General features: G+C 70.4%; 11 protein-coding genes. 6 read left to right on the forward strand and 5 right to left on the reverse strand.

The window, feature by feature from the left end:
• Positions 1–7: 7 nt before the first annotated feature.
• Positions 8–487 (reverse strand): hypothetical protein, encoded by a 480-nt coding sequence (locus tag ACE1OA_RS11490; RefSeq protein ID WP_356779906.1) that lies wholly within the window; start codon positions 485–487, stop codon positions 8–10.
• A gap of 444 nt (positions 488–931) precedes the next feature.
• Here ACE1OA_RS11490 and ACE1OA_RS11495 point away from each other — a divergent pair, with 444 nt between their 5' ends.
• The 5 genes from ACE1OA_RS11495 to ACE1OA_RS11515 all read left to right on the forward strand — a co-directional run bounded on the left by ACE1OA_RS11495 (position 932) and on the right by ACE1OA_RS11515 (position 8,323).
• Positions 932–3,049 (forward strand): PBS lyase, encoded by a 2,118-nt coding sequence (locus tag ACE1OA_RS11495; protein WP_356608739.1) that lies wholly within the window; start codon positions 932–934, stop codon positions 3,047–3,049.
• A gap of 180 nt (positions 3,050–3,229) precedes the next feature.
• On the forward strand, positions 3,230–4,042 hold the full coding sequence (locus ACE1OA_RS11500) for a hypothetical protein (RefSeq protein WP_432752733.1): 813 nt from the start codon (positions 3,230–3,232) through the stop codon (positions 4,040–4,042).
• The gene (locus tag ACE1OA_RS11505) at positions 4,039–5,409 is read left to right on the forward strand and encodes a histidine kinase dimerization/phospho-acceptor domain-containing protein (protein ID WP_432752734.1); all 1,371 of its coding nucleotides are present in this window, start codon (positions 4,039–4,041) and stop codon (positions 5,407–5,409) included. The genes ACE1OA_RS11500 and ACE1OA_RS11505 overlap by 4 nt, the downstream gene beginning before the upstream one ends.
• Before the next feature lie 56 nt (positions 5,410–5,465).
• Complete coding sequence (locus ACE1OA_RS11510; protein WP_356608745.1) at positions 5,466–6,845, forward strand: FtsW/RodA/SpoVE family cell cycle protein; 1,380 nt, start codon at positions 5,466–5,468, stop codon at positions 6,843–6,845.
• Positions 6,842–8,323, forward strand: coding sequence for a penicillin-binding transpeptidase domain-containing protein (locus ACE1OA_RS11515; RefSeq protein WP_432752735.1), 1,482 nt, complete (start codon positions 6,842–6,844; stop codon positions 8,321–8,323). The genes ACE1OA_RS11510 and ACE1OA_RS11515 overlap by 4 nt, the downstream gene beginning before the upstream one ends.
• A 22-nt stretch (positions 8,324–8,345) precedes the next feature.
• On the opposite strand, the gene ACE1OA_RS11520 is transcribed toward ACE1OA_RS11515, so the two are convergent.
• From ACE1OA_RS11520 to ACE1OA_RS11530, 3 genes are all read right to left on the reverse strand, one after another.
• Entirely contained in the window at positions 8,346–8,594 is a 249-nt protein-coding gene (locus ACE1OA_RS11520; RefSeq protein WP_356608749.1) for a DUF2283 domain-containing protein, read from the reverse strand.
• Between the two features lie 178 nt (positions 8,595–8,772).
• Positions 8,773–8,979, reverse strand: coding sequence for a hypothetical protein (locus ACE1OA_RS11525; protein WP_384875199.1), 207 nt, complete (start codon positions 8,977–8,979; stop codon positions 8,773–8,775).
• Positions 8,979–16,850: a ricin-type beta-trefoil lectin domain protein gene (locus tag ACE1OA_RS11530; RefSeq protein WP_432752736.1), complete on the reverse strand. Its 7,872-nt coding sequence runs from the start codon at positions 16,848–16,850 to the stop codon at positions 8,979–8,981. Before ACE1OA_RS11530 ends, ACE1OA_RS11525 begins: the two co-directional genes overlap by 1 nt.
• A 607-nt stretch (positions 16,851–17,457) precedes the next feature.
• On the opposite strand from ACE1OA_RS11530, the gene ACE1OA_RS11535 reads away from it, so the two are divergent.
• Positions 17,458–20,586, forward strand: a complete 3,129-nt coding sequence (locus tag ACE1OA_RS11535) for a DNRLRE domain-containing protein (protein WP_432752737.1) — start codon at positions 17,458–17,460, stop codon at positions 20,584–20,586.
• A gap of 141 nt (positions 20,587–20,727) precedes the next feature.
• Here the strand turns inward: ACE1OA_RS11535 and ACE1OA_RS11540 are convergent, their stop codons facing one another.
• Positions 20,728–21,540 (reverse strand): hypothetical protein, encoded by an 813-nt coding sequence (locus tag ACE1OA_RS11540; RefSeq protein ID WP_432752738.1) that lies wholly within the window; start codon positions 21,538–21,540, stop codon positions 20,728–20,730.
• Positions 21,541–21,606 lie beyond the last annotated feature (66 nt).

Here is a 21,606-nt window from a genome sequence, read left to right on the forward strand (position 1 = left end):
CCCTCCCTCAACGAACGTGCTTGGTGATCTCGGAGACCGAGACCGGGGTGCCGTTGCGATGACGCAGCGAGTCCTCGATGCGCTTGTCATTCGCGGCGTACGACTTCTTCGAGTAGTCCAGGTGGTTCGAGATGTGGGCGCACATCTGAAGGACCGTCTTCACCTGCGCGTCCCAGACGGTCAGCGTGGTGAACAGCTCACCCCCCATCGTCAGGTGGCGGGACGACAGCTCCTGCGCGGCGCGCGCCGTCGAGCCCGCGCCCTTCGCATCCTGTCCGGCACCGGCGATGTCGGCCTTCCTGCGCAGCAGATCGTGCAGCAGGTAGGCCTCGTGGCCCACGGCACCCAGGTCGTCCTGGGTCACGATCAGGTCCTTGCCACTGGCTCCGGAACCTCCGTCCGGTCCAGCCGTGTTGAGCCGCATACCGGCCAACTGCCGCTCCCGGGAAGCGGACACCGCCGCCGCCCATTCCTGGTTGAACACCATGGTCTCCCCCGTCCGACGCCGATCGCGTCAACCGACCCATCGTAATCATTTTCGATCGCGAAGTGTCCGTTCTTTTTCTGGGCGCGCCGTCCCTTCGCCCGCCTCGGGCTCCCCGCCCCGGAACCTCCGGCGTCACCCCCACCTCCGTACAGGCCACGGAGACTTGGCCGTGCCGTACGCAGGGACACGGCACCGCCCCCCGGCCCTCCGCCGGCCGGGTCCGCACCGGGGCGGGCGGGGCCGGGCGGCGGTGCTCGGGCAAAGGTTCGCGTGGTGGAGCCGGGCGGGCGGGGGTGGCTCCGGGGCCCCTGTGCGGCACGTGGCGCAAAGAGAGCGCCCCGGGACGCCGTTCGGGGAACGCGTCCGGTCAGCGGGTCCTCGTCCCCGTTGCCGTGGTGCACACTTGCTCCCTGGTACAGCGCTCACGGGGAAGGCGGCGGCCGCATGCTGACGGGGATCGAGGAGGTCGACTGGGCGTCGTTGGGCCATGCGTACGGACCCGCGGACGACGTACCGGAGTTGCTGCGCGGACTCGCCTCCGCCGACCCGGCGGAACGGGAGCTCGCCCTCGACGGCATGTACGGCTCCGTGCACCACCAGGGCGACGTGTACGACTCGACCCTCGCCTGCATCCCCTTCCTCCTCGAACTCGTCGCGGACCCGGAGATCCAGGACCGGGGCGCCATCGTGGAGTTGCTGACCAGCATCGGCGGGATCGATCTCGGCAGCGACGACGAGGTCGACGAACTCGACCCGGAGGACGAGGACTTCCCTCCGGCGGCGAACTACGCGATGGCGGCGGCCGCCGTCGCCGCCGGGGCCGACGTGTTCCTCGGCCTGGCCGGCGACCCGGATCCGGAGGTGCGGCTGGCCGCGCCGTGCGCGCTGGCCTCGCTGCACCCCGAACCGGGGCGCGTGCTGAACCTGCTGCGGGAGCGGCTCACCGTCGAACGCGACACCGAGGTGCGGCTGGCCCTGGTGGAGGGGGTCGGCCGGCTCGCGCGACGGCACGAGTCGCTGCGCGCCGAGACCGTCGACTGGCTCGGCTGGCTCGCCCGCGCCGCCCAGGCCCCCGGCCTGCGGCTGGCCGCCCTCGCGCAACTGGCCCGGTGCGCACCGGCCGAGGTTCCCGGCGACGTCGTGGAGCGCGTGACGGAGCTGCTCGAAGAGGTGCGGACCGCGCCGTACGAGCCGCCCGTCCGCCCCGACGACTCCTGGCCGCCGGTCCCTTCGCTGGCAGGCCAGATCAGCGACTTCCTCGGCGAGCAGGCGGCCGACCGCTCGACCCCGTGGGCCGACGAGCTGCTCCGCACGCTGCACACCGCCCTCGACGACCGGGTCGAGGACCGGATCGCGCTGATCGTGGCCCAGCTGCGCAGCCCGGATGCCGGCCGGCGGGCGGACGCGGTCTGGCAGTGCGGCGGACTGATACGGATGTGGCGCGGGCGGTACGAGGAGGTCGTGCGGCTCGTCGGGTTGCAGCTCGCCGATCCCGACCCGCGACTGCGCGAGGCGGCCGCCGCCTTCCTGGAGCGGCTCTTCGAACTGACCGCTCCGGCGACCGACGCGCTGGCGACCCGGCTCGCCGCCGCTCCCCCGCGCCCGCCGGCCGGGGCGCCCGCGGCCCGCACGGACCGCTGCGGTGCGCTGCTCGCCCTCGCCCGCTCCGGCGACGCCCGCGCGGTCCCGCTGCTCGCCCGCGCCCTCCAGGGACCCGGGATCCGGCACGAGCTGCTGTACGCGATCGACGCGCTCGGGCCCGCGGCGGTTCCGCTGGCCCCCGCGCTGCGGCGGCGGCTGGCCGCTGTCGAGCTCGACGACCGGCTCCACGACCACGCGGCGCCGCTGCTCCACGCGCTGACCGCGATCCGCGCCGTCCAGGCCCTGCCCGAGGTGCTGCGGGTGCTGCGCGGGGCGCCGCCGAACCGGCGGGACTGGGTGCAGGCGGCAGCGCTCAGGGCCGTCGCGGCCTTCGGCCCCGCCGCGCGGGAGGCCGCCCCGGACCTGGTCCACGACCTGCGGTCGCTGATGGCCGGCGGCTCGGCCGCCGTCGCCACGAAGGCCGCGCTCGCGCTCTGGTCGGTGGAGGGCGACGCGGGGACCGTACTGCCGGCCCTGGAGGAATGGCTGCGGCCGAACGTGTCCGATCCGGACCGGTGCGCCGCCGCCGGCGCGCTGGGCACGATCGGCCCGGCGGCGGCCGCCGGGGCGCCCGCACTGCGCCCGGGCCTCACGGCGCGGGACCTGTGGGTGCGGGTGGCCTGCGCCACGGCCCTGTGGCGGGTGGCCGGGGACGCGGAGGTATCGCTTCCGGTGCTGCTCGCGGCCTGGGAGGAGAACCGCCACGCGCGCGTGGAGATCGCCGAGTGCCTGGCGGAGATGGGCCCCGCGGCGGCCGAGGCGGAGACCGTGATCCGTGCGGAACTGGCCCGGGTCCGCCGCCACAACGCCCGCGAGACCGGCTCCGGCAGCCATGACATCCACGAGGACGAGAAACTCCTCGCCTTCTGCCGGGCGGCGCTCGCCCGCATCGAACGGGACCGGTGGCGCCCGAGCCGTTGACGTGACGCGCGTGGACCCGGCCCCACCGGGGCCGCACGAGGACCACCGCCGCCCCCTCGGCCATAAATAGACAAAAAGGACTTCCTTACGAATAAGGTCTACGGGAGCACCGCCCGCCCGGTGCTCGTACGCCCGGCACGCACCCGCCCGGCGGCCGTACGACCCGACCCGGAGGAGCCCGTGAGACCGCTCGGTCCGCCCTTCGCCACCGCGGCCCTGCTGGCCGTGGCACTGCCCGCCCTCACCGGGTGCGGCGACGAGGGCGGCCTGAGCAGCGCGGGACCCACCCCGACCGCCGTCGGCCCGGTCAGGCTCTGGCCCGGCCTGCCGCCCGCGACCGCCCCGCCCTTCGACTACGGCGAGACCGAGATCCAGCGCGTCCCCGGCGTCGAAGCCCCCGACAACGACGTCCACCGCGTCGACGCCGTGGCCGTGGTCCAGGCCGAGGTGAGGGCGCACCCCCGTACGTACAGCGGCCCGGACGGGCTGTACGCCGAGACCGCCGCGAAGATCGGCCGGTGCGCGGCGGAGCCCACGGCCTGCCCCGTGATGCGCCCGTACTACCGGGACCTGACCGGCAACGGCCGCGACGAGCTGATCGTCGGGATCCGGATGCCCGAGCAGCAGGTCGGCCTGCGGGTCTACCTCGCCGAGAACGGCGGCCTCACCCGGATCATGTCGACCGTCGACCAGGTGGTGAGCGTGGATCTGGCGGGCCGGGACCTCATCATGCGGGTCAGCTCGGCGGGCATCCCGGGGTACGAGTACCGCACCGCCTGGACCTGGGACGAGCAGCAGGGGGCGATGCTGGCGACCCGCGACGAGATCGTCCGGGTGAAGCCGCGCGGGTCCGCCTCGCCCGCGCCCGAGCCGAACTTCGTCGAACCCACGCCCACGCCCGGACCTGCCGCCACCTCGCCCGGCCCGCCGGCGCCCACCGGGTCCGGGATCCTCGACCCCGAGGTCCTCGCCCCGTTCGGGGACCGCCCGTGAGGTCCCGGCCGCGGCTGCCCGCGTGGACGGCGACCCTCACCTGGAAGTCCGCCGTCTTCATCACCGTGATGTGCTGCGCCCTCGCGGCGATCCTGGGCACCCTCGTGCACGTCTCGGTGACCCGCCGGACGGTCGACGACGCGCGCGAGCGGGCCCTGGCACGGCTCACCACGGCCACCCGGGCGTACGAGGCGGGCGAACCGCTCCCCCGGTTCGCCGGCGTCGACCCGGCGGCCCTGCCCGCCGCGCTGCGCGCGCTCGCCGTGGGCGGCGAGCGGGGGACGGTGGTCGCCGACGACGACGGACGGCCGACGATGTGGGCGGCCGGTCCCGCCGACGGCCGGGCCCTGGCCGTTCGGGTGGACTACACGACCGGCGCGGAGACGATCGCCGGACTCGACCGCTCGATCCTCGGGTCCTCGGTGCTGGCCATCGGGTTGACGCTGCTCGTCGGCGCGTTCGCGGTCACGCGGGTCACCCGGCGGCTGCACCTCACGGCGCAGGTGGCCCGGCGGATCAGCGCCGGCGACCTCGACGCGCGCGTCGACGACCCCCGCACGCGCGATCCCTCGCGCACCGAGGACGAGGTGGCGACCGTCTCCGGGGCGCTCGACACCATGGCGTCCACGCTCCAGCGCAAGCTCCAGAGCGAGCAGCGCTTCACCGCCGACGTCGCCCACGAGCTGCGCACCCCGCTGACGGGGCTCTCGGCCGCCGCCGAACTGCTGCCGGAGGGCCGCCCCTCGGAGCTCGTACGGGACCGGGTGCGCGCGATGCGGGCGCTGACCGAGGACCTGCTGGAGATCTCGCGCCTCGACGCGGGAAACGAGACGGTGGATCTCGCCGTGCACGAGCTCGGGCCGCTGGCGGAGCGGGTGGTGCGCGCCTCCGGCACGCCGACCGAGGTGCTGATCGTGCGGGACGCGACGGTGGAGACGGACCGCCGACGTCTGGAGCGGGTGCTCGGCAACCTCGTCGCGAACGCCCACCGGCACGGCGCGCCGCCGGTCGTGCTGACCGTGGACGGGCCGGTCGTCTCGGTGCGGGACCACGGCGCGGGGTACCCGGCGTACCTGATCCAGGACGGTCCCCAGCGCTTCCGCACGGAGAGCGGCGGCAAGGGCCACGGCCTCGGTCTGACGATCGCGGCCGGGCAGGCGGAGGTGATCGGCGCCGAACTGGTCTTCACGAACGCGCCGCGCACGACGGACGATCCGGACGCCCCGGACGGCGGCGGGGCGGACGCGCGCCTGACACTGCCGGAGTACGTACGCCTCGACGACCCTCTGGGCGACCGGGACGATCCCGACGACCACCCCGACGACCGTCTCGGCGACGCCGACGGCCGGGACGATCCCGAGGGCTGACGGCACACCGTCACACAAAAGGGACATAAGGCTTACTGCTTGCTACGTTGCGAACCATGACCGCAACGCGAGCGGACGCTCCCCCGCCCGGGCTACGCAACCCGAAGCGCCGCGGCGTGGAACTCTCCCTCCTCGTCTGCGCCGTCCTCGTCTCCGTCCTCGGCTACGCCGAGGTCGGCCTCGCCCGGTACGGAGCCGTCCCGCCGGACGCCGCCCGCTACGGCGCCGGACTCGGCCTGCTCGCGCTCCTCGCCCATCTCGCGGTCCGCTTCCGCGCCCCGTACGCCGACCCGCTGCTGCTGCCCATCGCGGTGCTGCTCAACGGTCTGGGTCTGGTGCTGATCTACCGCCTCGACCTGGAGACGCCCGGCGACGTGGCCGCCCCGACCCAGCTCGACTGGTCGACGCTGGGGGTGGGCCTGTTCATCGCCGTGGTCGTCCTGCTGCGCGACCACCGGGTGCTCCAACGGTACGCGTACCTCTCGGTGGCCACCGCCCTGGCCCTGATGCTCGTGCCGATCTTCTTCCCCGCGGTGAACGGCGCCCGCATCTGGATCCGTGTCGCCGGACTGTCCTTCCAGCCGGGCGAGTTCGCCAAGATCCTGCTCGCGGTGTTCTTCGCCGCGTACCTCGCCGCCAACCGCAACGCGCTGGCGTACACGGGCCGCAGGATCTGGCGGCTGCAACTGCCCACCGGCCGGGTGCTCGGCCCGATCGTGGCGATCTGGGTGATCAGCGTCGGGGTCCTGGTACTGGAGCGCGACCTGGGTACCTCCCTGCTCTTCTTCGGCCTCTTCGTGATCATGCTGTACGTGGCGACGGGCCGGACGGGCTGGATCGCGGTCGGCCTGCTGCTCGCCGGCGTGGGCGCTTTCGCGGTCGGCTCCCTCGAACCGCACGTGCACATCCGGGTCGAGGACTGGCTGCACCCCTACGCCTCCATCGAGGCCGGCGACGGGCCGAGCCAGCTCGCGCAGTCGCTCTTCTCCTTCGCCGCCGGCGGGATGCTCGGCACCGGCCTCGGGCTCGGGCACTCGGTCCTCATCGGCTTCGCCGCCAAGTCCGACTTCATCCTCGCCACGGCGGGCGAGGAACTCGGTCTGGTCGGCCTGACCGCCCTGTTCCTGCTGTACGCGCTGCTCGTCGCCCGCGGTTTCCGCGCCGGGCTCGCGCTGCGCGACCCCTTCGGCCGGCTGCTCGCGATCGGCCTCGCCTCGATCCTGGCGCTCCAGGTGTTCGTGATCGCGGGCGGGGTGATGGGCCTGATCCCGCTGACCGGCATGGCGATGCCGTTCCTGGCGCAGGGCGGCTCGTCCGTCGTCACCAACTGGGTCATCGTGGCCCTGCTGATCCGGGTCAGCGACTCGGCCCGCGCGCCGCACCCCGAGACCGTGGAGACCGGGATCGTCGCGCCGGTCGCGGAGGACGCCCGGTGATCCCGTACATCCGGCGCGCCGCCGGGCTCTGCCTCGTCCTCCTGGTGGCCCTGCTGGTCAACGCCGCGCGGGTGATGGTCGTCGAGGCCGACGGGCTGGACGAGAACCCGGCCAACCGGCGCATCGCCATCGCCCGTTACGGCCAGCCCCGCGGCACCATCGAGGTCGACGGCCGACCGGTGACCGGCTCCCGGGACAGCGGACAGCAGCTGCGCTACGAACGGACCTACACCCAGGGCCCGTTGTACGCGCCCGTGACCGGCTACGCCTCCCAGACCTACGGCACCACGCTGCTGGAGAACGCCGAGGACTCCGTCCTGGCCGGCACGGACCCGATGCTGGCGCCGCTGCCGTTCTGGAACGACGTCAGCCGGGCCCGGAACCCGGGCGGCACCGTACTGACCACGATCCGGGCCTCGATGCAGGAGGCCGCCTACCGGGGCCTTCAGGGCAAGCGGGGCGCGGTCGCGGCGATCGAGCCGTCGACCGGGAAGATCCTCACCCTGGTCAGCTCGCCCTCGTACGACCCCGGCGTCCTCTCCGGGACGGGCCGGGAGGTCAAGGACGCCTGGGCGCGGCTGAACACCTCGCCGCACCAGCCGATGCTGAACCGGGCGCTGCGCCAGACCTACCCGCCGGGCTCCACCTTCAAGATCGTGACGGCGGCGGCGGCCCTGGACGCGGGCGTGGTGCGGGACGTCGACGCGCCGACGGACACCCCGGACCCCTTCGTCCTGCCGGGCACCCGCCAGGTGCTGCCGAACGAGGCGAAGGGCTGCGCGGACGCCTCGCTCGCGTACGCGATCCAGTGGTCGTGCAACACGGTGATGGCCGGACTCGGGGTGAAGGTGGGCCTCTCCGGCATGCTGGACACGGTGGGCGGCTTCGGCTTCAACGACACGGGTCTGCGGGTGCCGTCCTGGGTGGCGAAGTCGAACTTCGACCGCGAGATGAGCGACGACCAGCTGGCGCTGTCGTCGATCGGCCAGTTCGACACGACGGCGACGCCGCTCCAGATGGCGCTGGTGGCGGCGGCGGTCGCGAACAACGGCGAGATCGCGGCCCCGCACCTGGTCGACCGCACCACGACCTCGGGCGGTCGCACCGTCGACACGACGGGTCGCAGCAGCTACCGCCAGGCGATGCGCCCCTCGACGGCCACGCAGCTCCAGCGCCTGATGGTCAAGGCGGTGGAGGAGGGCACGGGCACGAACGCGGCGATCCCGGACGCGGTCGTCGGCGGCAAGACGGGCACGGCCCAGCACGGCTTCGGCAACACGGGCACCCCGTACGCCTGGTTCATCGCCTGGGCCCAGGCGAGGGACTCGGCACAGCCGGCGGTGGCCGTGGCGGTGGTGATCGAGGACGCGGAGGCGAGCCGCACGGACATCAGCGGCGGCGGCAGCGCGGCCCCGATCGCCCGCGCGGTTATGGCGGAGGCACTGCGGCTCGAGGCGGCGGGCCGGGGGCGTCCGTAGGAGCACGCGGCTCGCCCCTCGCTCAGGCGTTGCCCCGGTTCAACGGCTCCGCCGCGTCGAGCAGGTACCGCGGCAACTTCCCACGCGCGTCCAGCACCTCGACACCGAGGAGCCGCATGTCCCCGTCGAAGTCGAGGTTGATCATCCCGTCGACCCGGTCGGGATCGCACGGGTACATGTGCGCCACCTTCGTGAGCGGCGCCTGCGGGTCGGTGAAGTAGACGTACGCGGCGTTCGCCTCGGCGTCGTAGGTGACCTTCAGGTGTGTCATGGCCTCTCCTTCTTGATCCGGTCGGCGGGCACCCCGACCCGGAAACGGAAAGAGTGCTGCCCGCCGGAGATGATCCGCTCGGAATTCGGCGGTCCGACGACCGCCGTACAAACACAGCAGTGGCCCTACTCGATTCCGAGTAGGGCCACCGCATGTCATCTCCGGCTCACGCCGAGGGTCACATCAAATGGACCTCGACTTCGAACCCTTCCGCGAGTACGCCGTTCAGATGTCCGGCGTGCGCACCGAAGTACTGCCTCGTCTCCGCGGCGGGCGCGGTCAACTCAACCAGCACGTAGTCGGCCGCGTCGTCAGTCGACCCGCCACAAATGAAGCACCGCAGTCGCTCGCTGACCACGCCGGTCCAAGACGAACGCCCGCTCATCAGGACCACCGCCCACTTCGGAGCTTGTTGTTGACGTAGTTCTGCGTCGCGTCCTTGATAGCGGTGCTGTGCCCACCACTGGGGTTACTCAGGTCGCGCACGACGATGTCAAATGTTCCGTTTCCATTGTCCAGAACTCTGACGATTTGACCATCGTTTTGAGTGTACATCGTTCCATTTCGCCAGACGTTGTCGATGTCGACACCTCGTCCGTCACGATTTGCCCCGTGCACATCTCGGGTCGACATTCCCGAGCCTCCGCTCGCACCGTCCGCACCGTCCCAGGCAGAACCCGGATCGGGAGCGTCGGTACGCGGAATAGCGGGCTCACCCCAGTTGCAGTAGCACTCGTCCGCATGAGTGGCGTCGCCACATGAGTTGTGAACGAGTACGGGCGTGCTCTCCGCCACCACATAGTAGGTGTGGAGGTTGGAAACGGTGAGGTTGTACACCGTCTCGCCCGGTGCTGTCCAGCGCTGAAGCGCGCCGATCTCAACGTCGACGCCGGCGTTGGTCTCCAGCCAGTCACCGGCCTTGAGGTCATTGGCGTCGATCCATTCGCCGAGCTCGGGGACCCAGAAGGGGTGGCCTTCGGTCGCGGTGACCTGGGCCGTCTTCGTGCCCTTCTTGCCGTCGGTGTCGATCGTGATCTTGACGAGGTGCTTGAGGCCCTGGCCCTTGATCTCGGCGGTGACGGTCTCGATCCGGGTCTCACCGGTCTTCGGGTCCGTAGCGACGACCTTGTCGCCGATCCTGACCTTCTCGATCGGCTTGGTGGAGCCGTCGGCCATCAGGACCTTGGTGCCGGCGACGAAGCTGTTACCGACCGAGCACGAGCCGCCGCTCCCGCTTCCGGACCCGTCCGCCTTGCCAGAGCCGCCACTTCCGCTGCTGCCACCGCTTCCGCGAGAGGAGCCACCGGAGCTGCCACCGGGCTTACTCAAGTTGACCTTGTTGCCACCGCTCGCCTTGCCACCGCTGCCGCCCTTGCTGCGGCCGGCGTGCGAAGAAGACTTCGGCGCCGCCTTGGCCTGCGCTTGCTTGTGCGACGGGTTGCCCGTCTTCCGCTTGGCTGCGGCGGCAGCGTCAGCCTTCCTCTTGGCCGCCTCGGCTGCCTTCTTTTTCGCCCTTTGCGCTGCCTCCTTCTTCGCCTTCTCGATCGCGGCCTTCTTGGCTCTGAGCGCGGCCGCCTCGGCGGCCTTGGCTGCCTTGAGGACGGCCTCGGCGGCCTTCTTGGCTGCCTTGAACGCCTGGATGGCGTCGATGGTGCGGTTGATCGCCTTGAGGACAGACGGGATCTTGCCCAGCTTCGTCCACGGAATCGCGTCCAGGATGATGGAGCCGCAGGACCACATGTCGCCGCCGAAGCAGGCCATGGCGTCGTTGATGCCGATGAAGTCCTTCAGCGTCTCCCACGCGATGGCGAGGATGACGGAGCTGAGGGACTTGCCCTGCATCGCCTGCGCCTGTGCGACCTGGGCCGCGGACAGGCCCGCGCCCGCGAGGGCCGCCGCCTTCTCCGAAGCGGTCAGGCTGATAGCCAGACCGGTCGGGTCTGCATAGGTGACCGGGTTGTTGTGTGCGTAGGCGTAGCCGTTGGACTGCAGGGGATCGTTCAGGTCAAGCACCGGGTCGGCGGACAGGAAGCGTCCGACCACCGGGTCGTACAGACGGGCACCCAGCATCGTGTAGCCGGACGCCTCGTCCTCCGTCTTGCCGAGGAACCCCTTGTGGCTCTGCAGGTTGGCGCTGGCCGTGCCACGCTCGTTGCCGAACGCGTCCTGCTTGCGGATGCGGACCGACATGCCGCCGTAGAGGGCGACCTCCGTGTACGCGCTGCCCTGGTGGTCACCCGTCTGGGCGACCAGGGTCTCCGCGCCGGTGCCGTAGGCGTAGCGCATGACCGCTCCGCCGGGGGCGGAGTAGGTGCGCTGGGTGTTGACCAGGATTCCGCCCTGCTGGACGGTCACCTCGGCCTCGCCCAGGTGGAGGGTGGCCTGCTTGCCCTTGATGGTCAGCAGACGGTTTCCGTCGGGGCCGTAGATGTGGCGGGTGTCGTTCTGCGGCGCCCACAGCTGGGCGGCGGACGCACTGTCACAGGTGGCCAGGACGATCGCGGTGCCGCTGACGTTCGCCGCACCCTGCACCGCCACACACAGCCCGGAGGCCACGTGGGTGAGCTGGCCGGCGGTGTTCCGCTTCAGCTGCTGGGCAGCCGAACCGTTGCACTTCTGCACCTGGACCGCGGAGCCGGCCGTGTTGGCCGCCGGCTGGAAGCACCAGTTCTCGGCCACGGCCAGGGTGCCCAGGTTCGGGTCCGCCTGCGCCGGGGTCGGGGTGAACCGGAAGTTCTGCGCCGCAGTCGCGTTGCAGCCGTAGAGCTGAATCGGCTGACCGGCCACCGGCAGACCCGACTTCAGATCCAGACACTTCTGGCCCAGACCCACATACGGCGTCTTGCCACCGGTTCCCTGCCCGGTGATCCGGTCGACCTGACCGTCATACGTCCAGGTCAGATCCTGCTTGTCACCACTTTCGATCGACGTGATCGACTTCGTCTCACCCGTGAGTTCGTAGAGACGCTGTGCCTCGGCGGTCACCTGCGCACCGGCCGGGGTGGTGAACTTCTTCGTCACCTTGGTGAGGGTGTGCGGCTGGTCCTTCGCCGCGTTCTTGCCGTACGCGTAGTCCGTCGTGGCGTCCTTGGCGGTGGCGCCGGTCAGGTCCTTCTCGGTCAGCTTGGTGCGGTTGCCGAGCAGGTCGTACTCGTACTCCTGCCAGTAGCCGGAGCTGTCCTTGCCGGCGGCGACATTGAGGCTGCCGTCGGCGTTCTTCGGGGTGGTGCAGGCGGTCTGGTCCTTCGAGGTCCAGGCCGTCTTCAGCTGACCCAGCGGGTCATAGCTGAAGCACTGACGCTCCTCGATACCCACCGACTGCTCACGGATCGAGGTGACGTTACCGGCCGGGTCGTAGGAGTAGGACCGGTTCGAGACCAGGTTCCCACCGACCACGGACGTGTCCGCGCCGGTACCCGACTTCTCACGGAAGACCAGCTGGTCCTTCAGCTCACCGCTGCCCTCGTCGAACGAGTTCTGCGTCCACACCCGGTACGGCTGCGCACCCAGCGTCGAACGCAGGACCTGGCCGTACGCGTCATAGGTGGTCTCCGAGCCGTACCAGTCCTTGCCCGAGATCGAAAGCGGCTTGCCGTCCTTGTTGTAGCGGACGACCAGCTTCTCAGCGTCGAACTTGCCTACCGCCGGCAGTGAGTGCTCATCCAGCATCCCGTTGTCGGACCACTTGTAGTCGTACCTGTAGTCCTTCTTCAGACCCCAGGTGTCGACGATCGACTGCGGCAGGGACAGCGTGGTCGAGGTCGGCTGGTAGTCCTTCGTGTAGCCGCCGACCGTCTGCGTGTATGCCAGACCGTCGGTGTAACGGGTGGCCGTGGCCGGCATGCCCTTGCCACCGGCGACGGTGTCGTAGGTGAAATCGGACAGGACAGTGCCGGCCGAGTCATTCAAGCGCTGCTGCTTCGGCCGCGACAGCTCGTCGTAGCCGTTCCACACCTTGACGCCACGGGCATTGGTGGTCGTGAGAACACGTCCGCGAGCGTCATAGTCCGTGCGGGTCGTGCCCGAGTCGGGGTCGGTCGCCGTCTCCGTACGACCGTTGTGGTCGTAGGTCCACGTCCACGGATGCGTCGGGTCCGCCGACGCGGTCGCCTTCACCATCTGGCCGTGAGCGTCGTACTGGTAGCTCGTCGATGTGAAGCCGCCGGGAGCCGCCGGGTTGAACGTGTCCGTGCGCGAGGTGCGACCCGTCGCGTCGGTGTACACCCGGTAGGACGAGTCGCCCTGTGGGTTGATGACCTTCGACCAGTCCTGGCCGTACTCGTACTTGGTCGCCCGCTCCGGGTACGCCCGTGAGGAGGACTCCTTGGTGACCGGGTCCACGTACTTCATGTACGGGGTTTCCTCGGTCACGCGGCCCAGGCCGTCGTAGGTGTAGCGGGTGATGTTGGGGATGGCCGTGTCGGAGAGCGGGACGAACAGCTCGCCGGGCTTGGCCTCCTGCGTCAGGTAGGCGTTGTTGGTCTGGAAGACCTCACCGGAGGTGTTGTACAGCGTGTCGGTGATCAGCCAGCCGGAGCCGTTGTCGGCCTCCTCCTGGGTCTGGCGCTCGCGGCCGAGGCCGTCGTAAAGGGAAACGGAGGTCTCGACGCTGTCCTCGTAGCCCCGCGCGTACGTGGTGACGTAGGGAGGCTTGCGGATCTTGAGGTTGGCGTCGGTCGGGTCGGTCTCCTCGGCCGGGATGGTGTAGACGGCACGGAAGTCCGGCACCGCGGACGGGGAGGGAGTGCGGCCCGGGGCCCATGCTTCCGCAAGACGGCCCAGCGGGTCGTACTTCGCCTCGCTCACGTATCCGTTGGCGTCAGTCGTCTTGACCGTGGTTGCCCGGCCTGGCTCCAGCTCCTGAATCTGGCTGTGGCCGAGCACGTTGGTCATGATGACCTTGAAGATCTGACCTGTGGCCGGTCCGTCTGAGGCGTAGGTGATCGTCGACGACTTCGGGGACGGCTGGGTGAGCTGCTCCGGATCGGTCTGCCGAACCACGCGGCCGACAGCGTCGAAGCCCTTCGTACCGTTGGTCTGGAAGCCGGTACCGGCCCCGTTGAGGGACCAGGTCTCCGTTGCCAGGCCACGACTGTTGACAGCGAGCACCGCACCGTAGGCGCCGCCTTCATAGGCGGTACGCGTCCCATTGGTCAGCGTGGAAAGGTCAGCGAAGTTCGCGTTGGCACAAGTGGTGGGCGAGGTGAGGACCTGCTTGGACAAGCCGATGAGGTTCGCCGTGGTCTGGTGCAGGTACTCGGACTTGGTGCAGGACTCGTCGCCGGTCTTGCCCGTGTCACCAAGCGACTCCACCTGCGTCGGCAGGCCGTACGTAGCGTCGTAGGTGGTCTTCGTACGGACTTCGCGCAGCGTGCGGGTGTCATCCCCAGTGCCCGAGGACTTCGTGTACGCGATCTCCTCCGGCTCCGTGACCCGCCAGGCTCGCAGCGGATCCAAGCCGTCGTCGCGCGTGCGCTTCGCCAGCTCCGTGGCCTCGGGGACCGTGACCGACCGCGTCAGCCAGTTGGAGTCGGCGTCGGTCGCGTTGGTGTAGGTGAGCTCTTCGGCGACGCGGCCGGCGAAGGGCTCCTTGTCCTTGGCGATCTCGGTGCCGGTGATGTCCTTGACCGAGACGGTGTCGCCCATGCCGCGGAAGTAGCGGGTGACGGCCTTGGTGCGCGGGCTGTCGAGGCCGGCGATGCCTTCGCCCTCGTTGCCTTTGTCCTCGGCGGCCTTGTCCGGGCCGGTCAGGACGGTGGTCTGCTCGAAGCCGGCGAACTGCGAGTACGTGCGGGTCGACTTCTTGGTGAACTCGCCGTCGGCGAACTTCCAGCCGGCGTTCTTGTACTCGTAGGCCGTCTTCGTGCCGAAGGACCCCTCGATGTTGGGGAGTTCCTCGATCGAGGCGACGACGTACTTGTGGAACCAGTCGATGTCCTCGACCTCGGGGTCGGGGTTCCAGAACGACGGGTAGCACAGCTCCGTGTTGGCCTTCAGGGCTGCGGTGTCGGTCTTGCCGGGCAGGCCGCCGGAGAGGCACTTGCCGGTGATCGGCTTGTACTTGACGACCGTCTCGCCGCCGTACTCGTTGATCACACGCGCGATGCGCAGGCGGGAGAAGCCCGGGCGCTGCGGGTTGACCGCGAGGACGCGGTTGGGCATGTCGTCGCTGTTGGACTCGAAGCGGACCGAGTTCAGCTTGACGGACGCGTCGGTGGAGCCGTTGCGGGCGTAGCCGGTGCGCTGGATCGACTCCAGCCACAGGGCCGTGTTCGGGCCGGTCTTCAGCTCCGCGAAGCTCTGGTTGAGCTGGTACTCGTCGACGACCTGACGGGCGGTGGTGTCGGTGCGGCGCTGCGCGGAGGTGGTGATCTTGTCCAGGCGCTTACGGGTCCAGAACGTCGGGCCGGCGTTCCAGCACTTCTTCCCCGACTCACAGCGGAGGTCGGCCGGGGTGTCGAACCAGATCCGGTAGTCGCCCGGGTTCTTCGACTTGAAGTTGGTGTCGGTGCAGGTCACCGTACCGACGTCGTAGCAGCGTTCCTTGACCTCGAAGCCGATCCGCGCGGGCGCGGTGGCGGAGAAGATCGTGTCCTTGCGCTGCCCGTAGTAGATGTGGGACAGGTAGCCGTCACGGTCGTAGACGACCGGCGCCTTGAAGTTGAAGTTCCGCGCGTAGTAGTTCTGGTCCTTCTTCCACCACAGCGACATGGCGTTGCCGTGGACGTCCTCGACGTAGTCGAGGCTCCAGCGCCAGCCCTGCGTGCAGTAGGAGTGGGCCCAGTCGCCCGCCTTGTAGCAGGGCTCGCCCGCGTGGTTGCCGTAGACCGGGACGGTCAGCACCGAGTCGGTCGTCGGGTCGTCGGCGGCGGTGCCGTTGTCCGACCAGCCCGGGAGCTTGTTCAGGCCGAAGTGGTACTTCGTGCCGTCCTTGGTGGTGACGACCCAGTACTCGCCGTCCTTGGCACCGTTGCCCGTCGCCTGGCCCGTGACCCGCTCGATCTTCGAGCCGTCGCCGTTGCCGGTGAACCACTTGCCCTTGGACTCGTCCCAGACCAGCTCGGTGGTCATGCCGCCGAGCGAGAGGGTGGCGTTCTCCGAGCCGTAGCAGAGGTCCGCGGTGCGGTGCGTGGCGTTGTTGGAGCCGGCCTTCTTGGAGTCCTGACGGCAGTTGACATACGTACGCGTGATGGAGCCCGCGTTGTAGTCCCAGCCGTCACCGATCCACGACGCCTGGTTGTTCGTGGAGGACGTGCGGCCGTCCACGGACTGCGAGGAGTAGGAGAGCGCGACCTTCGGCATCAGACCGCCGGCGGTCTCCGGCGTCTGCACCTGGTACGAGTAGGTGAAGGCACCCGACGAGGAACCCGCCGACCACGAACCCGACGACAGCAGCGGGGACGCGGTGAAGTCGCCCTGTACCGAGGAGCCGGTGTCGAGGAGGCCGACGGAGTTGCCGCCGGAGGAGTCGGCGGCCTGGAGGGCGCCGGTCCGTGCGGAGGCGCTGGTCGTGGTGGCCTGCGTGCCCTCGTCGAGCAGCTTGGCGACGGGGACCGTGCCGGTGAGGATCTTGCGGGCCTTGGCGTTCTTCGCCGCGGTGGTCCTGGTGGGGGCGTCCTTGGGCGCGACCATCGTGACCGTGCTGCGCAGCCGCTCGAAGGAGTCGGCGCCGGCCTTGCCGGCCATGGGCTCGACGCCACCGTCGTCCGCGCACTCGCCCTCGGTCGGCGAGGAGTAGACGCATTCGGGCAGCAGGACCAGGCCGAAGCGGTCGGCGGCCTGCGGTCCGTAGAGGTCGGCGAACGCCGTCGTGTCGACGCTCAGCGAGACCTGCGCGGCCGGGTCGACCGTCGCCGGCGGCGTGACCTTCATGACCAGGCCGGAGACGCCCGCGTCCTGGGAGACCTCGGGAGCGGCCAGGCCCACGGTCCACTCACCCGCGAGGGTGGCCGGGTCCGTTCCCTCGGGCACACCGATGGCGATGGGGAGGTTCTTGTCGAGCGGGACGGTGTCGCCCGGCTCGGTCTCCGCCGTCAGCGTGGCCTTGCCGGTGTCGCCCACCCACGGGGTGACGTTCTTCGGGTCGTACGGGTCGACCGGGACCTCGGGCGCCAGGGTCAGCGCCTTCTCGGCGGTCGAGTCCCCGTCGGCCTCCGTGGCCTCGGGCAGGTCCGGCAGGTCGACCTGCGCGTTCTCCTGCTCGCGGCTCATGCCCGGGCCGGGGATGGCGAGCGCCTGCCCGCCCAGGCTCGTCACGGTCAGCGTCGAGGACAGCAATAGGACGATCGCCGCGCGGCTTCGCCGCCGGCGCCGTCGTTGTGACTCCGTCAAGGCGAGGCGTCTGCGCCCCAACCATGACAGCGAACCTGAAGCACGCATATGCGTCGACTCCCACGCAGGCAAACAGACAACGGATGAGGTGCGAACACCGGGGTGCGGAAACACCAAAAAGCACGCACCTGTCTCAGGCGCATGCGTGCGCACTCTCCGTCATGGCAACCACACAAATCAATGCCGTAAAAAGGAGCGCTCCCACGTTCAAGTGAGTTGCCTCACGCCGTAGTTCGGGCCAGAGAGCGGCACAGTCGATCTTTGCGACGGAATACGGCATACCGACCCTTCGGGTCGATAGGGGTTCGCGAAATGCCTTAAGCAAACGCAAACATGGCCACGCGTCAAGGCTTTGCCGGGCATACGTAACGACTTCATAAAGTTCTCATGTGTGGACGGGTTGTAGCGAGTGTGTGATCGTGTGCGCGCCCCGCGGCATGCCGTACGGGGCTGTCTGTGCTGTCCCCCCATCCCCTGGTCCACACGGGAGTAGACCGCCGTGTCCGCGCCGCCTCGCCTTCTCAGCCCGTTCGTGCGCACGCGCACACGGCTGTCACTGACGCTCGGCCTTGTTCTGGCCGCGCTCACCGCTGCCCTGTTGCCCTGGTGGCAACCCGACACCCCGCCCACCGCCCATGGCGGTTCGGCGACCGAAGCGAAGCCGGCCTCGACCGGCCCCCGCGACGAGGCCACCGCGATGGCCGAGGCGCGACGTACCCGCAAGCAGGTGCTCGTCGACACGGCGACCACCGCCACCGAGCTCACCTGGGCGCTGCCGAACGGGCAGTTGCGCACCCGGATCCACGCGCTGCCCCAGCGGGCGAAGAACGCCAAGGGCCAGTGGGCCCCGATCGACAACAAGCTGACCCGGACGAAGAAGGCCCCCCGCGGCCTCGGCATCGCGCCGGCCAACCCGGCCGTCCCGGTCCGCTTCTCCAGCGGCAGCACCGACGCGACCCGGGCCGACCGCTCGTTCGCGCGCGCACCGCAGCCCGGCGAGACGACGCTGGCCGAGGTCGACCTCGGCGGCCACACCATCGCCTACACCTGGCCCGGCACCCTGCCCGAGCCCGTCCTCGACGGCCCCCGTGCCCTCTACTCCGAGGTCATGCCCGGCGTCGACCTGCTGCTCGTCGCGCGCGAGGAAGGCGGCTTCGGCCAACTCCTCATCGTCAAGAACCGCCAGGCCGCCCAGAACAAGGCCCTCGCCACGGTCTCCTACGGACTGACGTCGAAGACGGCCACGTTCCGCCACGACCCCAAGGCCAGCCGCGTCCAGGTCCTCGACAAGGCGGGCAAGGAGGTCGGCACCATCCCGACCCCCTTCGGCTGGGACTCCAGCGGCCGCGACCCCGAACTCCCGCCCGGCCAGTCCACCCCCCGCACGTCGACGGCCACCCCCGCCGACGTGCTCAAGCTCTCCGGCCTCACCGGCATCGAGCCCGGCGCGCACTCCGCCCCGCTCCCGATCCGGCTCGACGGCGAGAACACCGGCAACGCCCACCTGCGCCTGCAGACCGCCGAGACCACCCTCTTCACCGACGAGAAGGTGAAGTTCCCGGTCTTCATCGACCCGCCGCTGAACAGCGGGTACCAGGCGTGGACGACGGCCTACCGCCCGTACCCCAGCAGCAGCTTCTGGAACGGCACCAACTTCTCCTCCGGCACATCCGACGCCCGCGTCGGCTACGAGTCGGACACCGGCGGCCTCGGCCGCTCCTTCTGGCGCATGGGCTTCTCCAGCAGCTTCGAGGGCGCGACGTTCACGCGTGCGACCTTCAAGGTGCTGAACAACCACTCGTGGTCGTGCACCACCCGTGAGTTCAGTTTCTGGCTGACCGGTGCGATCTCCTCCGGCACCACCTGGAACGCGCAGCCGAGCTGGTCGACGAAGCTGGACGCGCAGTCCTTCGCGCACGGCTGGTCCTCCAGCTCCTGCCCGGACGAGTACGAGGCGTTCGACGTGAAGGCGGCGGCCCAGAAGGGCGCCGACAACGGCTGGTCGAACATCACCTTCGGCATGCGGGCCACCTCCGAGTCCGACACCCAGACCTGGCGCAAGTTCCGCGCCACGTCCGCGGTCCTGGAGGGTGACTACAACCGCACGCCGACCGAGCCCACCGCAGGCACGACGTCGCCCGGTGGCGACTGCGTCGTCGGCTCCCCGGGCCGGACGGTCGGCAGGACCAACATCACCCTGAAGGCCAAGGCCACCGACGCGGACAACAACCTGAAGGGTCTGCGCTTCCGCATCTGGGAGGCCGGCACCACCGCGCCGGCCGGCACCCTGGCCACCAACCTGTCCAGCGGCTACGCGTCGACGGTCATCGCCCCCACCACCACGATGCTGGTGGACAAGAAGACCTACTACTGGGACGTGCGCGCGGAGGACACCGTCGGCGCCGTGTCCACGTACTTCCCGGCCGGCACCACGCCGTGCGCCATCACCATCGACGGCTCCGGTCCGCCGACGCCCGTCGTCGACGAGGACACCACCCCGTTCAAGCGGGCCACGTCCGACGGCGCGACCTGGGCGACGGTGAAGTTCGGCGGCACCGGTGCCATGACGTTCAGCTCGCCGGGCGCGGCCAAGTTCAGCTACGCCTTCGACGGTCTGGACATCAAGTACGTCAATGCCGTCAACGGCTCCGCCACCGTGCCCGACCTGCGGCCTCCGCACGCCGGCCCGAACTGGCTCCAGCTGTACGCCTACGACTCCCTGGGCAACCCCAGCGTCCGCGGGGACTACCTGACGTACGTCCAGCCCAAGGACAACGCCGACGGTCCCCACGACGTGGGCGGCGACAGCCAGCCGGACATCCTGGCCATCAACGCCAGCGGCAACCTGTTCTCCTACTCCGGAGGACCCGGCGGCGACCTGTACGGCAGCCTCGCCGGCTCGTACAGCACCGGCGGCAAGCTGCACCCGGCGGGCCACTGGTACGACCCGGCCACCGGCAAGGCCGCGCTGATCGCCCACTACGGCGACGTGTACCCCGGCGACGGCACGACCGACCTGTTCGCCCGCACCCCGGACGGCGGCTTCTGGCTGTACCCGGGTGACGGCTACGGCAGCTTCAACGTCGACGACCGGATCAAGGTCCGCCTGCCGGCGAACGCGCCCGCGCCGTCGACGTGGACGCAGCTCAAGGCCGTCGGCGACGTCACCGGCGACAAGCTGCCCGACCTGTTCCTGAAGGCCGGCCCCGCGTTCTGGGTGCTGTCCGGCTACACCGGCGCCACGTTCCACGCGGCCACGCTGATGAACGTGGACGCCTGGGAGCGCCGGGACATCGTCAACGTCGCCGACATCAACCTGGACGGCACGCCGGACCTGCTCTGGCGGAACCTGGACAACGGCAACATGTACGTCCGCCACGGCAAGCCGGGCTCCGTCGCCGGCAGCGTCGACCTCAACTCGCTCATGCTGGCGAACAACTCCCTCAACGGGGACGTCCAGTACGGAACGAGCTGGACCGAGGCGAACGTCTCGACCGCGATCGGCATCCCGGACGTCAACAACGACGGCATTCCGGACATCTGGGCCCGTTCGGGCGTCGACGGTCAGATGCGGGTGTACTACCCGTCGACCACGAACACCAACCCGCCGGCCAAGAACGTCCTCTCGTCCGACTGGCGCACCATCAAGGCGCTGAGCTGACGACGACCCGCACGACGGGAGCCCCCCGCGGGCTTCGCACGACGGGAGCCCCCGGCGCCACGCGCCGGGGGCTCCCCCGTCTCTCCGCCCGCTCCGTCCCGCTCTGGCCGGCCGGACCGCGAGTCGGCCGCCGGCCGGCGGTCAGCCGCCGATCGGCTTGCGCATCTCGGCGCGCACCTTGGCGGTGGTCTCGGCGAGCGCGGCCAGGTCGACCGTCTTCGGGTCGGCGGTGGCCGACTCCGCGGTGACGACGGCGACGAAGGAGGCGGTGTTGTCGTCGCCCCAGGCGCACATGGGCAGGGTGGTGCTGCCCATGACGTCCTTGGACCGGGTCACCTGGCAGGTGACGGTCACGTCCGCGCCGGCCGGGGTGAAGTCCTCGGGCGGCACGGCGAGGGTGGACTGCTTGTCGACGGCGCCCTTGAGGATCGCGTCCCGGGCGCCCTCGGGGTCCCGCAGCCGGCCGGAGAAGCCGGAGACGACGAGAACGGCGTCCTTCTCGCCCGTGTACTGGGCGATGGCGGCCTTGGCGTCCTTCACGGAGGGGTCGTAGGTGTCCTCGACCTCCTTGCCCTCCGTCTCCGAGGCGTCCTTGGTGAGCTTGTACTCGCCGTCCAGCAGCGTCTTGGGCACGACCAGGCGGTGCGTGGCCTCGGGGAACGACCCCAGGGCCCCGGCGCCGGACAGCACGCGGGTGCCGGCGAAGCCGAGCCCGGCGACCACGACCACGGATCCGAGCACGATGCCGACGATCGCCCCCGTCGACATCTTCTTCTTCGGCGGCGGCCCCATCGGCGGCTGCCCCCACGCCCCCTGCCCCTGCGGAGCTCCCGGGTACTGCTGCGGGAAGCCGTGCGGGACGGGCGGCCCGTAGGGGCCGGGCTGCTGCGGAGGCGGCACCTGGCCGGCGTACGGGTTGTGGGGCGGGGGGTTGTGCGGAGGCGGCATGGTCATGCCGGGCACGCTACGTCACGGCGAAGGGCTCGCGGGACGGCGGGTCGGGGGGACGGAGCGCACCGG

The organism is Streptomyces sp. JL2001, from assembly GCF_050917515.1.
Taxonomy (GTDB): Bacteria; Actinomycetota; Actinomycetes; order Streptomycetales; family Streptomycetaceae; genus Streptomyces.

What these genes read in the sequence shown, in the direction of transcription:
- ACE1OA_RS11510 (WP_356608745.1), top strand. Translation starts at nt 5,466, where the DNA reads ATGACCGCAACGCGAGCGGACGCTCCCCCGCCCGGGCTACGCAACCCG.
- ACE1OA_RS11490 (WP_356779906.1), bottom strand. Translation starts at nt 487, where the DNA reads ATGGTGTTCAACCAGGAATGGGCGGCGGCGGTGTCCGCTTCCCGGGAG.
- ACE1OA_RS11520 (WP_356608749.1), bottom strand. Translation starts at nt 8,594, where the DNA reads ATGACACACCTGAAGGTCACCTACGACGCCGAGGCGAACGCCGCGTAC.
- ACE1OA_RS11495 (WP_356608739.1), top strand. Translation starts at nt 932, where the DNA reads ATGCTGACGGGGATCGAGGAGGTCGACTGGGCGTCGTTGGGCCATGCG.
- ACE1OA_RS11540 (WP_432752738.1), bottom strand. Translation starts at nt 21,540, where the DNA reads ATGACCATGCCGCCTCCGCACAACCCCCCGCCCCACAACCCGTACGCC.
- ACE1OA_RS11525 (WP_384875199.1), bottom strand. Translation starts at nt 8,979, where the DNA reads ATGAGCGGGCGTTCGTCTTGGACCGGCGTGGTCAGCGAGCGACTGCGG.